Annotated in this window: 10 protein-coding genes; 7 read left to right on the plus strand and 3 right to left on the minus strand. The window is 64.6% G+C overall.

Annotated elements, in window-relative coordinates; translation table 11 throughout:
- Positions 1–5: 5 nt before the first annotated feature.
- The 5 genes from nuoL to CAL19_RS04455 all read left to right on the plus strand — a co-directional run bounded on the left by nuoL (position 6) and on the right by CAL19_RS04455 (position 7,777).
- The gene (nuoL, locus tag CAL19_RS04435; protein WP_094796117.1) at positions 6–2,018 is read left to right on the plus strand and encodes an NADH-quinone oxidoreductase subunit L; all 2,013 of its coding nucleotides are present in this window, start codon (positions 6–8) and stop codon (positions 2,016–2,018) included.
- A complete protein-coding gene (locus CAL19_RS04440) occupies positions 2,015–3,517 on the plus strand; it encodes an NADH-quinone oxidoreductase subunit M (RefSeq protein ID WP_094796118.1) in 1,503 nt (500 codons plus the stop codon). The genes nuoL and CAL19_RS04440 overlap by 4 nt, the downstream gene beginning before the upstream one ends.
- A 9-nt stretch (positions 3,518–3,526) precedes the next feature.
- Positions 3,527–5,011: an NADH-quinone oxidoreductase subunit NuoN gene (gene nuoN, locus CAL19_RS04445; protein WP_026640293.1), complete on the plus strand. Its 1,485-nt coding sequence runs from the start codon at positions 3,527–3,529 to the stop codon at positions 5,009–5,011.
- 4 nt (positions 5,012–5,015) lie between these two features.
- Positions 5,016–5,333 (plus strand): DUF2818 family protein, encoded by a 318-nt coding sequence (locus CAL19_RS04450; protein WP_026640294.1) that lies wholly within the window; start codon positions 5,016–5,018, stop codon positions 5,331–5,333.
- Between the two features lie 185 nt (positions 5,334–5,518).
- Entirely contained in the window at positions 5,519–7,777 is a 2,259-nt protein-coding gene (locus tag CAL19_RS04455) for a TonB-dependent receptor (protein ID WP_249276265.1), read from the plus strand.
- A gap of 268 nt (positions 7,778–8,045) precedes the next feature.
- Here CAL19_RS04455 and serB read toward each other — a convergent pair whose 3' ends face one another.
- Both serB and mfd read right to left on the minus strand, forming a co-directional pair.
- Positions 8,046–8,903, minus strand: coding sequence for a phosphoserine phosphatase SerB (gene serB, locus CAL19_RS04460; RefSeq protein ID WP_094796120.1), 858 nt, complete (start codon positions 8,901–8,903; stop codon positions 8,046–8,048).
- A 33-nt stretch (positions 8,904–8,936) separates the two neighbouring features.
- A complete protein-coding gene (mfd, locus tag CAL19_RS04465) occupies positions 8,937–12,398 on the minus strand; it encodes a transcription-repair coupling factor (RefSeq protein WP_094796121.1) in 3,462 nt (1,153 codons plus the stop codon).
- A gap of 29 nt (positions 12,399–12,427) precedes the next feature.
- Between mfd and ispD the strand changes: the two genes are divergently transcribed.
- The gene (gene ispD / locus CAL19_RS04470; protein WP_094796122.1) at positions 12,428–13,126 is read left to right on the plus strand and encodes a 2-C-methyl-D-erythritol 4-phosphate cytidylyltransferase; all 699 of its coding nucleotides are present in this window, start codon (positions 12,428–12,430) and stop codon (positions 13,124–13,126) included.
- Positions 13,123–13,611 (plus strand): 2-C-methyl-D-erythritol 2,4-cyclodiphosphate synthase, encoded by a 489-nt coding sequence (gene ispF / locus CAL19_RS04475; RefSeq protein ID WP_094796123.1) that lies wholly within the window; start codon positions 13,123–13,125, stop codon positions 13,609–13,611. Before ispD ends, ispF begins: the two co-directional genes overlap by 4 nt.
- 63 nt (positions 13,612–13,674) lie before the next feature.
- Here ispF and CAL19_RS04480 read toward each other — a convergent pair whose 3' ends face one another.
- Positions 13,675–14,193 carry a carboxymuconolactone decarboxylase family protein gene (locus CAL19_RS04480; protein WP_026640300.1) on the minus strand — a complete coding sequence of 173 codons (519 nt, stop codon included), beginning with the start codon at positions 14,191–14,193 and terminating at the stop codon, positions 13,675–13,677.
- Between the last annotated feature and the right edge of the window lie 11 nt (positions 14,194–14,204).

A 14,204-nucleotide genomic window follows, 5' to 3' on the forward strand; every position in this document is an offset into this window, starting at 1 on the left:
AGAAAATGTCTAGCTCACCAAACCTGTACTTGCTGATCGCGCTCGCACCGTTGGCCGGCGCGATTCTTGCCGGGCTGTTCGGCACGGGGTTCCTGGGCCGGCCCATCGGGCGCCGCGGCTCGCACATCATCACCATCCTGGGCGTGCTCATTTCCACGGTGGGGTCGGTCATCGTGCTGGGCGACGTGCTCAATGGCCACACCTACGACGGCACCGTCTACACCTGGAGCCTCATCGGCCAGACCAGCCTCGAGATCGGCTTCCTGATCGATCCGCTGTCGGCCATGATGATGGTCGTGGTGACGTCCGTGTCCCTGATGGTGCACATCTACACCATCGGCTACATGGCCGACGACCCGGGCTACCAGCGCTTCTTTTCGTACATCTCGCTGTTCACGTTCTCGATGCTGATGCTGGTCATGTCCAACAACATGGTCCAGCTCTTCTTCGGCTGGGAAGCCGTGGGCCTGGTGTCGTACCTGCTGATCGGTTTCTGGTACACGCGCCCTACCGCGATCTTCGCCAACATGAAGGCGTTCCTGATCAACCGCGTGGGCGACTTCGGTTTCGTGCTCGGCATCGGCCTGCTGTTCGCCTACACCGGCACCATGCACTACGCCGACGTGTTCGCGCAGGCCGACAAGCTGGCGGGCCAGACCCTGCCCGGCACCGACTGGATGCTGCTCACCGTGGCGTGCATCTGCCTGTTCATCGGCGCCATGGGCAAATCGGCCCAGGTGCCGCTGCATGCCTGGCTGCCCGACTCCATGGAAGGCCCCACGCCGATCTCGGCGCTGATCCACGCCGCCACCATGGTGACGGCGGGCATCTTCATGGTGGCCCGCTTCTCGCCGCTGTTCGAACTGTCGGATGTGGCCTTGTCGTTCGTCATCGTGATCGGCGCCATCGGCGCGCTGTTCCTGGGCATCCTGGGCATCATCCAGAACGACATCAAGCGCGTGGTGGCGTATTCCACGCTGTCGCAGCTGGGCTACATGACCGTGGCGCTGGGCGCCTCGGCCTACTCGGTGGCCATTTTCCACCTGATGACCCACGCGTTCTTCAAGGCCCTGCTGTTCCTGGGCGCAGGCTCGGTGATCATCGGCATGCACCATGACCAGGATATCCGCAACATGGGCGGCCTGCGCAAGTACATGCCCATCACCTGGATCACCTTCCTGCTGGGCACCCTGGCCCTGGTCGGAACGCCGTTCTTCTCCGGTTTCTATTCCAAGGAACACATCATCGAGGCCGCCGGCGCGGCCGGGGTGTGGGGGGCCGACTTTGCCTACTACGCCACGTTGATCGGGGTGTTCGTCACCTCGCTGTACTCGTTCCGGGTGTATTTCCTGGTGTTCCACGGCAAAGAGCGCTTCGATGCCCATGGTCACGACAGCCATGCCGGCCATGGCCATGACGACCACGGCCATCATGGCGGCGCCCCGCACGAGTCGCCATGGGTGGTGACCCTGCCGCTGGTGCTGCTGGCCATTCCGTCGGTCGTCATCGGCGCCTGGGCCGTCAACCCCATGCTGTTCGGAGGCTTCTTCGACGGCGTGATCACCGTGCTGCCGCAGCATCCGGCCATGGCCGAGCTTGCTGAAAACTGGCATGGCTGGGTGGCCTATGGCCTGCACGCCTTCCAGACGCTGCCGTTCTGGCTGGTGGTCGCCGGCGCGGTCATTTCCTGGTACTGCTACCTGGTCAATCCCAAGGTGCCGGCCGCCATCAAGTCGGGCCTGTCGGGTGTCTACAAGCTGCTGGACAACAAGTACTACGTCGACTGGATCAATGAACAGGTCATCGCGCGCGGCGCCCGCTGCCTGGGCCACGGCCTGTGGCAAAGCGGCGACCGCGGCCTGATCGACGGCGTGCTGGTCAACGGCAGTGCCCGCGTGGTGGGCTGGGTGGCCGCGGTAAGCCGCCATCTCCAGTCGGGCTTCATCTATCACTACGCGTTCGCGATGATCATCGGCATCATGGCGCTGATTACTTTCTTTGTGCTGATTCCCCAATGATGGCAAGCGAAATGGCATCCAACACTTTTCCCTGGCTTACGCTTGCGATCTTCGTACCGATCGTATTCGGCCTGCTGGTGCTGGCACTGGGTCGCGACGACCGTCCCGGGCTGACGCGCGTCCTGTCGCTGGTGGGCGCGCTGATCGGCTTCGCGGTCACCATTCCGCTGTACACCGGCTTTGACGCCTCCACCGCCGCCATGCAGTTCGTCGAGAAGGCGCCCTGGATCGAGGCATTCAACGTCAACTATCACCTGGGCATCGACGGCATTTCGCTGTGGTTCGTGCTGCTTACCGCGTTCATCACCATCATCGTGGTGCTGGCGGGCTGGGAAGTCATCACCAGCCGCGTGTCGCAGTACATGGCCGCCTTCCTCATCCTGTCCGGGCTGATGGTGGGTGTGTTCGCCGCGCTGGACGGCATGCTCTTCTACGTGTTCTTCGAAGCCACGCTGATCCCCATGTACATCATCATCGGTGTGTGGGGCGGCCCCAACCGGGTGTACGCGGCTTTCAAGTTCTTCCTGTACACGCTGCTGGGCTCGCTGCTGACCCTGGTTGCCTTCATCTACCTGTGGAACGCGTCGGGCGGGTCGTTCGACATCCTGACCTGGCACCAGGTCAAGCTCGGCCACACGGCCCAGGTGCTGATCTTCCTGGCCTTGCTGGCGGCGTTCGCGGTAAAGGTGCCGATGTGGCCGGTGCATACATGGTTGCCCGACGCGCACGTCGAAGCGCCCACCGGCGGCTCGGTGGTGCTGGCGGCCATCATGCTGAAGCTGGGCGCCTACGGCTTCCTGCGTTTCTCGCTGCCCATCACGCCCGACGCCTCGCATAGCCTGGCTGGCCTGATGATCGCCCTGTCGCTGATCGCCGTCATCTACATCGGCCTGGTGGCGATCGTCCAGGACGACATGAAAAAGCTGGTGGCGTATTCGTCGGTGGCGCACATGGGCTTCGTGACGCTGGGCTTCTTCATCTTCAATACGGCCGGCGTCGAAGGCGCCATCGTCCAGATGATTTCGCACGGCTTCGTGTCGGGCGCCATGTTCCTGTGCATCGGCGTGCTGTACGACCGCATGCATTCGCGGCGTATCGCCGACTACGGCGGCGTCATCAACGTGATGCCGCGCTTTGTCACGTTCTTCGTGCTGTTCTCGATGGCCAACAGCGGCCTGCCGGCCACCAGCGGCTTCGTGGGCGAGTTCATGGTCATCATGGGCGCCGTGGAACACAATTTCTGGATCGGCCTGCTGGCGGCCACCGCCCTGATCCTGGGCGCGTCGTATTCGCTCTGGATGGTCAAGCGGGTGGCGTTCGGCGACATCTCCAACGACCACGTGCGCGAGCTTACCGACCTGAACGGCCGCGAATTCCTGATCCTGGGCGTGATGGCCATCGCCGTGTTGTACATGGGGATCTATCCCAAGCCCTTTACCGACGTCATGCATGCCTCGGTTCAGGCCCTGCTGCAACACGTTGCCGTCTCGAAACTGTAAGACTGAACCATGATGCAATCTCACATCGATTTCGCCCTGGCCACACCCGAGATCCTGCTGCTGGCTCTCGGTCTGGCTATCCTGCTCATCGACGCGTTCAGCAGCAGCCCCGAGCGCAAGCCTGCTTTCCTGCTGACCTTGCTGACCCTGGGCGTGCTGACGGTGGTGTCGCTGGTGCAGTGGAACAGCGGCGCCGCGGGGCGTACGTTCAACGGCCTGTATGTTGCCGACAACCTGTCGCACCTGCTGAAGGTGGCCTCGTATATTGCCGTGGCGGTCACGCTGATCTACGGAAGGGTGTATATCCAGTCGCGCGACATGCTGCGCGGCGGCGAGATCTACGTGCTGACCCTGATGGCGCTGTTGGGCCAGATGGTCATGATCTCGGCGGGCAACCTGATCACGGTGTACCTGGGCCTGGAGCTTATGTCGTTGGCCCTGTACGCGCTGATCGCCTTGCGGCGCGACGACGTGACGGCCACGGAAGCCGCCATGAAGTACTTCGTGCTGGGCGCCCTGGCATCGGGTTTCCTGCTGTATGGCATGTCCATGGTGTACGGCGCGACCGGCCAGCTGGACATCGCCGAAATCGCCAAAGTGGTGGCGGCCGGCCAGCAACAGGACATGGCGCTGGTGTTCGGCGTGGTGTTCCTGGTGGCGGGGCTGGCGTTCAAGCTTGGCGCCGTTCCTTTCCATATGTGGGTGCCCGACGTCTATCAGGGTTCGCCCACTGCCGTGACGCTGATCCTGGGCGCGGCGCCCAAACTGGCGGCTTTTGCGATTACGCTGCGCCTGCTGGTGGAAGGCCTGCATGACCTGGCGGCCGACTGGCAGCCGATGCTGATGATCCTGGCCGTGCTTTCCCTGGCCATAGGCAACCTGACCGCCATTGCCCAGACCAACTTCAAGCGCATGCTGGCGTATTCCACCATCTCGCATGTGGGGTTCGTGCTGCTGGGCCTGATGTCCGGCGCCGTGGACGGCCGGCCTGACGCGTCGGCCCAGGCTTACGGATCGGCCCTGTTCTACATGCTGATCTACGTGCTGACCACGTTGGGCACCTTCGGCATGATCCTGCTGTTGTCGCGGCAGGGCTTCGAGTGCGAGCAGATCGACGACCTCAAGGGCCTGAATCGCCGCAGCCCCTGGCATGCGGCCATCCTGCTGCTGCTGATGTTCTCGCTCACCGGCATTCCGCCCATGGTGGGTTTCTACGCCAAGCTGGCGGTGCTGCAGGTGCTGGTGGAAGCCGGCCACGTTGCGCTGGCGGTCATTGCAGTGCTCTTTTCGCTGATCGGCGCGTTCTACTACCTGCGGGTGGTCAAGGTGGTGTACTTCGACGACCCCGCGGCCGAAGTGGGCCCGGTGTCCGCACCGTGCGCTCCGCGCGGCGTGCTGTCGATCAACGGCGCGCTGATCCTGGTGCTGGGCATTCTGCCGGGCGGGCTGATGGCGCTGTGCGTGCACGCCATCCAGACCTCCCTGGGCCTGTAGCGTCATGAGCCAGACCGTTGCCGTCTGGCTGCTGATCGCGCTGGCCCTGGTCAGCGCGAATCTGCCGTTCCTGACCGAACGCGTGCTGGTGGTGCTGCCCTGGAAGCAGGGCGCCAAGCCGTTCTGGCTGCGCATGCTGGAACTCCTGGCTTACTACGGCCTGGTGCTGGCCCTGGGGTTTGCCTTTGAAGCCGCACTTGGCAATCGGTTTTCGCAGGGCTGGGAGTTCTACGCCATTACCCTGAGCCTGTACCTGGTGCTGGGATATCCGGGTTTTGTCTATCGGTATCTGTTCAAGCGGCATCCGTCCTTGCGGACCTGATCCTGCATCGCCCCCACCCCAAGCGCCTGCTGCAAGCAGGCGTTTTTTTTTTGCCCTCGGGTGGATCGCTGGTTTCGACGTTCCGTGGCAATGCGCGTCGGGCGGGCCGTGTTCAGGCGTCTGTCAGTGGAAAAGTTCAGAATCTAGCCCCGTTAATTAATAAGAATTATTGCTATTTTTATTAACTGGAGAGAGCGTTGAGATCTTTGGATTCCTATTCCACGCAGTCGCTGGCGTCGTCGCTGGCCGCGGCGATGGTCGCGCCGGCGTTCTGCCTGGCTGCGCCCGCGGGCGCGCAAACCGCAGTTCCTCAGTTGTCGCCGGTGCAGGTAGAGGGCGAGTCGTCGTCTTACGATGTGCCGGTATCGCGCTCGCCCAAGATGACGGCGCCGCTGTTGGACACACCGCGCACCGTGCAGGTGGTGCCTCAGCAAGTGATCCAGGACCAGGCCGCCACGACATTGCAGGACGTGCTGCGCAACTCGCCCGGCATCACGTTTGGCGCCGGGGAAGGGGGCCGGGCCGGCGGCGACCTGCCCATTATCCGCGGCCAGAACTCGGCCGGCAGCATTTTCGTCGATGGCGTGCGCGACACCAGCACGCAGACCCGCGATACATTCAACCTGGAACAGGTGGAAATCATCAAGGGCCCCGATTCGGTGTATTCGGGGCGTGGCGGCGCGGGCGGCAGCATCAACCTGGTGACCAAGAAACCCAGGGCCAATGACTTTGCCGAAGGTTCCGTGCAGGTCGGCACCGACAACAATTACCGCGCAACGGCCGATGGAAATTGGCGGCTGGGCGAGCAGGCCGCCTTCCGGCTGAACCTGATGGGCAACAAGGGCGATGTGCCTGGCCGCGACAGCGCGGTGGATTTCGAGCGATGGGGAGTGGCGCCGTCGCTGATGCTGGGGCTGGGCACGCCTACCCGCATTACGCTGAGCTTCCAGCATTACCAGGACGACAGCATGCCCGACTACTCGATTCCGTACGATCCGGAGTCGGGCCAGCCGGTGACCGAAACCCGGGGCGTCAGCCGCAAGACCTTCTATGGCCTGACCGGGCGCGACTTCATGCGCCAGCGCGAAGACACGGGCACTGTCGATATCCAGCACGATTTTTCGGATCGCCTGCGGTTGCGCAACGTGACGCGATATACGCGCGCCACCATGGACTTTGCCGCCACCAATCCGGACGACAGCAAGGGCAATGTGGCGAACGGACTGGTGTACCGCGCCTTGAAATCGGGCTACTTCGCCACCAAGACGTTTACCAACCAGACGGATTTGAGCGGCGAATTCGAAACCGGCACCCTGAAGCACAGTTTCGATGTGGGGTTCGAGTACACCAACGTGGTGCAGGACAAGGACGGTTACGACGAGCTGGGCAAGCCCGGCAACGGCAGTAATTGCTCGGCGCCGCCCATGGCCGCAACGGCCTGGTGCACGTCGCTGTGGGATGCCGACCCGCACACGTACTACCCGGGCCGCCTGGAGCGCCGCGACAACCCCGCAACCTACACCACCAACACCATGGCGGTGTATGGCTTTGACACAATCAAGTTCAACGAGCAGTGGCAGGCCAGCGTGGGCCTGCGCTGGGACAACTACCAGATCAGCGGCAAGAACATCGCGCCGGGGCGTGGCGCGCCGGCAGGCACGCCCAACTACGATGCCAGCCGCGAGGACAATCTGTTCAATTACCAGTTGGGCCTGGCCTACAAGCCGCTGCCCAACGGCACGATCTACGCCACGTTCGGCACGTCGTCGACGCCGTCATCCGTCGCGGGCAACAACGTCAATGATGTGGTGTCTGAGGACAGCGCCGGCCTGGAGCCGGAAAAGAGCCGCACCGTCGAAGTGGGCACAAAATGGCAGCTGTTCGATGACAGCCTGATGCTGACCGCGGCGCTGTTCCAGGACGTGCGCAAGAACACCAATGTGATGGTGTCGGCTACCGAAAGCGAGCAGGTGGGCAAGTCGAAGGTGCGGGGCATTGAACTGGGCTTCTCGGGCAGTATCACCCCCAAGTGGAACGTTTTCGGCGGCTATACCTTCATGGATAGTGAACTGGTCAGCGGGGCGTTCGAAAGCGGTGCGGTGGGCCAGGAACTGCCCAACACGCCTCGCCACGCGTTCAGCCTGTGGTCCACTTACCAGGTCTTGCCGAAGCTGACCTTGGGCGGCGGGGCATATTATGTGGACAAGGTATATGGCAATGCGGATGCGGGCCGAAACGCCGACGGCACCCCCAGGGCACGATGGGTGCCTTCTTACTGGCGCTTCGATGCCATGGCGGCCTACCGGTTCAACGAGCACCTGAGCGCGCAGTTGAACGTGGTGAACCTGTTCGACAAGACGTACTACACGCGGGCCTACGGAGCGCACTATGCGGCGCTGGGCACCGGCCGCGCCGCGCTGTTGTCGGTAAACCTCAAGTACTGAGGCCGCGCGCCAGCGTCGCGGCAAAGGGTGCGCCATAAATGGGTGCCTGGCACCCAACGAAAGATCGTCGCGCCCGCGATTGGTGTCTGACACCGATAGGTGTCAGACACCTTGTGCGCCCAATCGAATGCAGTTGATGTCTGACACCCATAGGGAGTCAGACACCTTGCGCGCCAATAATGCAGTTGGTGTCTGACACCCATAGGGTGTCAGACACCTTACCGAACCACCGTCGTGCCGGAGTCTGGCTGCCTTTAGCGCCGGCGGTTCAGCTTTCGAACCAATTGAGCACCGCGTCCAACCCCGATACATTCAGGGCATAGGGCGTCTGCTGGCGCACGATGGGTTTGGCGCGGTAAGCCACCGCATAGCGGGCGGCGCCCAGCATTTTCAGATCGTTGGCGCCGTCGCCCAGCGCGATGGTCTGGTCGGGCGTTGCGCCGTGCAACTGCGCGAAGGCGCGCAGGTGGGCCAGCTTGGCGTCCGCGTCGAGAATGTCGCCCAGCACCTTGCCCGTGAGCACGCCATCACGGATTTCCAGGGTATTGGCGTGGGCGCTGTCGAGCTGCAGGCGTTCGCGCAGCCGCTCGGTAAAGAAGGTAAACCCGCCCGATACCAGCATGACTTTCAGGCCCGCCGCGCGCGCGGTGGAAATGAGCGTTTCCGCGCCGGGATTCAGGCGCAGCTTGTCGGCATAAACCTGTTCCAGCGCCGAGGCGGGCGCGCCCTGCAGCAGCGCCACGCGGCGCCGCAGGCTTTCGGCGAAATCCTTGATCTCGCCGCGCATGGCCGCCTCGGTGATCTGGGCGACCTGCGGCTTGACGCCGACCACGCCCGCGATCTCGTCGATGCACTCGATATTGATCAGCGTCGAGTCCATGTCCATGGCCAGCACCTTGCATTGCGACAGCCGCGCGCCGGCCGCGATGAAGGCCGTGTCCACGCCATGCTGTTCGCCCCATTGGGTGACCTGCGTGCGTACCTCTGCGTCGTGCGCGACATCGAGCAGGCGGGCGGCCGTGGCGCCCAGCTGCATGACGCCCTGCGCCTGCGCCAGCGCGGCCAGTTGTTCGGTTTGCCCGGCGCTCAGGGCCGGGGACTGGATAACGAGATGATGGGTAGGCATGGAATCTACAGGGTAGGCGGCATCGCCGGGATATTACTTCAGAGAGCGCAGCACCGCGCGGACGGCATCGGCGCGCGCGGCGACCTGGGGCGCCTTGAATTCGATGCGCAGCTTGTCCTGGCCGCCCAGTTTGATATGCCGTTGCTTCTGCACCAGTTCGATGATGCGCAGGGGGTCGACGGCGGCCTTGGGGCCGAACTGCAGCAGGGCCTGCGCCTCGCTGGCGTCGATCTTGGTGATGCCCAGCGGCTGCGCCGCCAGCCGCAGGCGGTGCGTCGTGAGCAGCACCTGGGCGGCTTCGGGCAGTTTGCCAAAGCGGTCCACCAGTTCTTCCTGGATGCGTATCAGGTCGTCTTCGTCGGCCGCATGCGCAAGCCGCTTGTATATGCCCAGCCGGGCATGCACGTCGGGGCAATAGTCCGATGGCAACAGCGCCGGCGCGTGCAGGTTGACCTCGCAGGCAAAGTTGAACGGCGCGTCCATATCGGGCTCTTCGCCGGCCTTGAGCGCGCGTACGGCCTCGTTGAGCATTTCGCTGTACATCGAGAAGCCGATTTCGTGGATGTTGCCCGATTGCGATTCGCCCAGCACTTCGCCGGTGCCGCGGATTTCCAGGTCGTGCATGGCCAGGTAGAAGCCCGAGCCCAGTTCTTCCATGGCCTGGATGGCTTCGAGCCGCTTCTTGGCGTTGGACGTGATGGCATCTTCGCCGGGCGTAAGCAGGTACGCGTAGGCCTGGTGGTGCGAGCGGCCGACCCGTCCGCGCAACTGGTGCAGCTGGGCAAGCCCGAAGCGGTCTGCGCGATGGATGACGATGGTGTTGGCCGAGGGAACGTCGATGCCGGTCTCGATGATGGTGGTGCACAACAGCACGTTGTAGCGTTGCTGATAGAAACCCTTCATCACCTGCTCGAGCTCGCGTTCGGGCATCTGCCCGTGGGCCACCGCGATGCGCGCCTCGGGCACCAGTTCTTCCAGACGGGCGCGGCGGTTGTGGATGGTCTCGACCTCGTTGTGCAGGAAGTACGCCTGGCCGCCGCGCTTGAGCTCGCGCAGCAACGCCTCGCGGATGGTGCTTCCGTCTTCGCGTCGCACGAAGGTCTTGATGGCCAGCCGCTTCTGCGGCGCGGTGGCGATGACGGAGAAATCGCGGATGCCTTCCAGCGACATGCCCAGGGTGCGCGGGATGGGCGTGGCGGTGAGCGTCAGCACGTCGACCTCGGCCCGCAGCGCCTTGAGGGTTTCTTTCTGGCGTACGCCGAAGCGGTGTTCTTCGTCGATGATCACCAGGCCCAGCCGCTTGAAGCGCACGTCCTTGGACAGGATTTTGTGCGTGCCTATCACGATGTCGACGCGGCCATCGTTGATGCCTTGCACCGCTTCGGACACTTCTTTGGACGAGCGGAACCGCGACAGCTCCACCACCCGCACCGGCCAGTCTGCGAAGCGATCGGAGAAGGTCTGGGCGTGCTGCTCCGCAAGCAGCGTGGTGGGGCACAGCAACGCCACCTGCTTGCCATTGGCCACGGCCAGGAAGGCGGCGCGCAACGCGACTTCGGTTTTGCCGAACCCGACGTCGCCGCAAACCAGCCTGTCCATGGGCCGGCCGGAGGTCATGTCGCCGATGACGGCCTCGATTGCCGCACGTTGATCGGCGGTTTCTTCGAAGCCGAAGCCTTCGGCAAAGGCCGCGTAATCGTTCAAAGGCAGATTGAAGGTGTAACCCTGGCGCGATGCCCGTTGCGCGTACAGCGCCAGCAGTTCCGCGGCGGTATCGCGCACCTGCTGCGCGGCCTTGCGGCGCGCCTTGTCCCATTGGCCCGAGCCCAACTGATGCAGCGGGGCCGATTCCGGATCGGCGCCGCTATACCGGGCGATGACGTGCAATTGCGAGACCGGCACGTACAAGGTGCTGCCGTTGGCGTATTCGAGATGCAGGAACTCCATCTCGCCATGGCCCATGTCCATGTTGACCAGCCCCTGGTACCGCCCGATGCCGTGCTGCGCGTGCACCACCGGGTCGCCCGTGCGCAGCTCGGACAGGTCGCGCACCATGGCTTCGACGTTGCTGGCGCGTTCCTGGTCGCGGCGGCCGCGGCGCGGCGCGCCCGCGTGGCCGGGATAGAGGTCGTTCTCGGTAAGAAAGGTAAGTTCTGCCGACGGAATGCCGAAGCCGGTGGTCAGCGGCGCCACGCCCAGCGCGAACATGGCCTGCGATGCCAGGAAGGCCTGGATCGATTCGGGCTGGGCATCGGGCGCCAGGTCGAACTCCGCCAGCATCTGCGCCAGGGTTTCGCGGCGGCCGGCAGAGTCGGCGCACAGCAAGACCCGTGATTCGCCGCGCGACAGCAGGGCGCGCAGGCGGCCGACAGGGTCTTCGGCGCGCCGGCTGACGCTGACATCGGGAATGGCGCGGAAGTCGGGATGCGGTCCGCTGTCGGTCAGCGCCAGGCGCGCGAATGCCTTGAAGCGCGCGTGCAGCGCCTCGGCGTCGAGAAACAGCGCCTCGGGCGGCAGCACGGGCCGTTCGCGGTCGCTTTTGAGGAAGGCGTAGCGGCTTGCGGTGTCTTGCGTGAAGCGCAGCACTGCGTCGTCGATATCGCCCAGCGTGACCGCGATCGAATCCGTGGGCAGGTAGTCGAACAGCGTGGCGGTTTCGTCGAAAAACAGCGGCAGGTAGTATTCGACGCCGGCGAAAGCAATGCCGTTGCCGATGTCTTTGTATGGCAGGGCGCGCGACGGATCGCCCTCGAACACTTCGCGAAAACGGGCGCGAAAGCGGTTGCGGGCCGCTTCGTCCATGGGAAATTCACGCCCGGGCAGCAACTCGACTTCGCGCACGGGATACAGGCTGCGCTGGGTATCTACATCGAAACTGCGGATCGATTCGATTTCATCGTCGAACAAGTCGAGCCTGTAGGGCAGGGCCGAGCCCATGGGGAACAGGTCGATCAGCCCGCCGCGCAGGCAGAATTCGCCGGGCGCGGTCACCTGCGTGACATGGGTGTAGTTCGCCAGGGTCAGCTGCGCCCGCAGCGCGGCTTCATCGAGCCTGTCTTTCTGCCTGAACGAAAACGTATAGGCGGCAAGGAACGACGGCGGCGCCATGCGATAGAGTGCGGTGGTAACCGGAACCAGCAGCACGTCGACACTTTTCTGCATCAGCGCGTGCAGGGTCTGCAGCCGGGCGGACACCAGGTCCTGGTGAGGCGAGAACGCGTCGTACGGCAGGGTTTCCCAGTCGGGCAGCTGGCGCACGCGCAGTTCGGGGCCGAACTGCGGAATTTCATCCGCAAGGCGTTGCGCCTCGAGCGGCGCAGCGGTCAGCACGACCAGCGGACGGCCTGCCTGGCGGGCCAGGTCGGTCAGCAAAAACGCATCGGCCGAACCGGGGGGGCGCGGCTGCGCATAGCGGGCGCCGGGCTTCAGGGCGGACAGCGTGGTGGCGGTGGCGGGTATGCGCGGAACCGCGCCGGGGAGTGAGGAATCAGGCATCAGGACGAAGATTATAAAATCACCGGGCCATGAGAGATTCCTTGATCGCCATTGTGCCCGCCGCCGGCGTGGGCCAGCGCGCCGGCCGCCCGGGGGCGCCCGACATTCCCAAGCAATATCGGCTGCTGGCCGGCCAGCCCATGCTGCGGCGCGCGGTGCACGCCCTGCTGGCCGATGCGCGCATCGCGCAGGTGCGCGTGGCGGTGTCTGCCGGCGACGAGCGGGCCGCGCCGGCGCTGGCCGGGCTGCCGCGCACGTCGTGGCGGGCTTGCGGCGGCGCGACGCGAGCCGCCACGGTGGCCGCCGCGCTGGCCGATAGCGGCGCCCGAGATGACGACTGGATACTGGTGCACGACGCGGCGCGCCCGGGGCTGCCCGCCGCGGCGCTGGCGCGGCTGATCGATGCCTGCCTGGACGACGGCGTGGGCGGTTTGCTGGCGCTGCCCGTGGCCGACACGGTCAAGTCGGCACGCTCGGTTTCCGGCGCGGCGCGGGTGGCCGCCACGCTGGATCGCAACGGTCTCTGGCTTGCGCAGACGCCGCAGATGTTCCGTGCGGGCGTATTGCGCGCCGCCCTGCGGCAGGCGCAGGCGGCCGGCGCCGAGGTCACCGACGAGGCCTCGGCCATCGAGGCGGCGGGGCATGCGCCGCTGCTGGTGCCGGGCGACATGCGCAACTTCAAGGTCACCTGGCCCGACGATTTCGAACTGATGGAAAAATGGCTATGAACTTTCCCTTCCGCGTCGGGCAAGGCTACGACGTACACGCCCTGGTATCGGGCCGGCCGCTGATCATCGGCGGCGTCACCATTGAGCACACGCACGGCCTGCTGGGGCATTCCGACGCCGATGTGCTGCTGCATGCCGTGACCGACGCCTTGCTCGGGGCGGCCGGGCTGGGCGATATCGGGCGCCATTTTCCGGATAATGATCCGGCCTATAAGGGGGCCGACAGCCGCGTGCTACTGCGCGAAGCGGTGGCCAAGGTGCGCGCCGCCGGCTGGATTCCGGTCAATATCGACGCCACCGTGCACGCGCAGGCCCCGAAAATCGGGCCGCACGCCGCAGCCATGGCGGCCAATATCGCCGCGGACGCGGGGCTCGATGCGACGGCGGTCAACATCAAGGCCAAGACCAACGAAGGTCTGGGCTATCTGGGGCGTAAAGAAGGCATCGCGGCCACCGTTGTAGCGCTGGTGGCGCGCTACCCCTAGGTGTGACAGCGCCGCGGCGCCTGACACCGTCTGGCGTCGGGCACGCGGCGTCAGCGCGGCTGCTTACTTGCCTTGGGCGGCCAGCGACAGCGCGGCTGCGTTGACAACCGAAGCAATGCGGCCAACGTCGCGCAATTGCTCGACCGTCAGGCCATCTTTCTTCAGGTTCTCGTAGTGCGACTGCACGCAGAAGTGGCACTTGCCGATGATGGACGCAGCCAGCGCGAACAGCTCAAACCGCTTCTTGTCCACGCCGCCGTGGGTGGCGTAGGCGTTCATGCGCAGTTGAGCCGGCAGGCTCTTGAGCTGAGCGTCGCCCGTCATTTCGACATAGGGGTACCACATGTTGTTCATGCCCATCAGCGCCGAGGCGGTGAGCGCGGCGTTGGCGTCGGTATCCGACAGGCCGCTCTTGAAGGCCTCGATCAGCACCGGGCTGCGCGCCGCGAAGGCGGCCGACAGGGCGGCGCCCACGGCATCTTCGGGGGCAAGGGTAGAACGCGCGATCACGGCATCCAGATTCAGGCGGATATCTTTGGCCCAATCCGGCAGTTGATCTTTGATTGATGAAAGAAATTCCATAGTTTTTACCT

Origin of the sequence: Bordetella genomosp. 7 (assembly GCF_002261265.1) — a bacterium.
Lineage (GTDB): Bacteria > Pseudomonadota > Gammaproteobacteria > Burkholderiales > Burkholderiaceae_B > Bordetella_A.

What these genes read in the sequence shown, in the direction of transcription:
- nuoL (WP_094796117.1), top strand. Translation starts at nt 6, where the DNA reads ATGTCTAGCTCACCAAACCTGTACTTGCTGATCGCGCTCGCACCGTTG.
- CAL19_RS04440 (WP_094796118.1), top strand. Translation starts at nt 2,015, where the DNA reads ATGATGGCAAGCGAAATGGCATCCAACACTTTTCCCTGGCTTACGCTT.
- nuoN (WP_026640293.1), top strand. Translation starts at nt 3,527, where the DNA reads ATGATGCAATCTCACATCGATTTCGCCCTGGCCACACCCGAGATCCTG.
- CAL19_RS04450 (WP_026640294.1), top strand. Translation starts at nt 5,016, where the DNA reads ATGAGCCAGACCGTTGCCGTCTGGCTGCTGATCGCGCTGGCCCTGGTC.
- serB (WP_094796120.1), bottom strand. Translation starts at nt 8,903, where the DNA reads ATGCCTACCCATCATCTCGTTATCCAGTCCCCGGCCCTGAGCGCCGGG.
- mfd (WP_094796121.1), bottom strand. Translation starts at nt 12,398, where the DNA reads ATGCCTGATTCCTCACTCCCCGGCGCGGTTCCGCGCATACCCGCCACC.
- ispD (WP_094796122.1), top strand. Translation starts at nt 12,428, where the DNA reads ATGAGAGATTCCTTGATCGCCATTGTGCCCGCCGCCGGCGTGGGCCAG.
- ispF (WP_094796123.1), top strand. Translation starts at nt 13,123, where the DNA reads ATGAACTTTCCCTTCCGCGTCGGGCAAGGCTACGACGTACACGCCCTG.
- CAL19_RS04480 (WP_026640300.1), bottom strand. Translation starts at nt 14,193, where the DNA reads ATGGAATTTCTTTCATCAATCAAAGATCAACTGCCGGATTGGGCCAAA.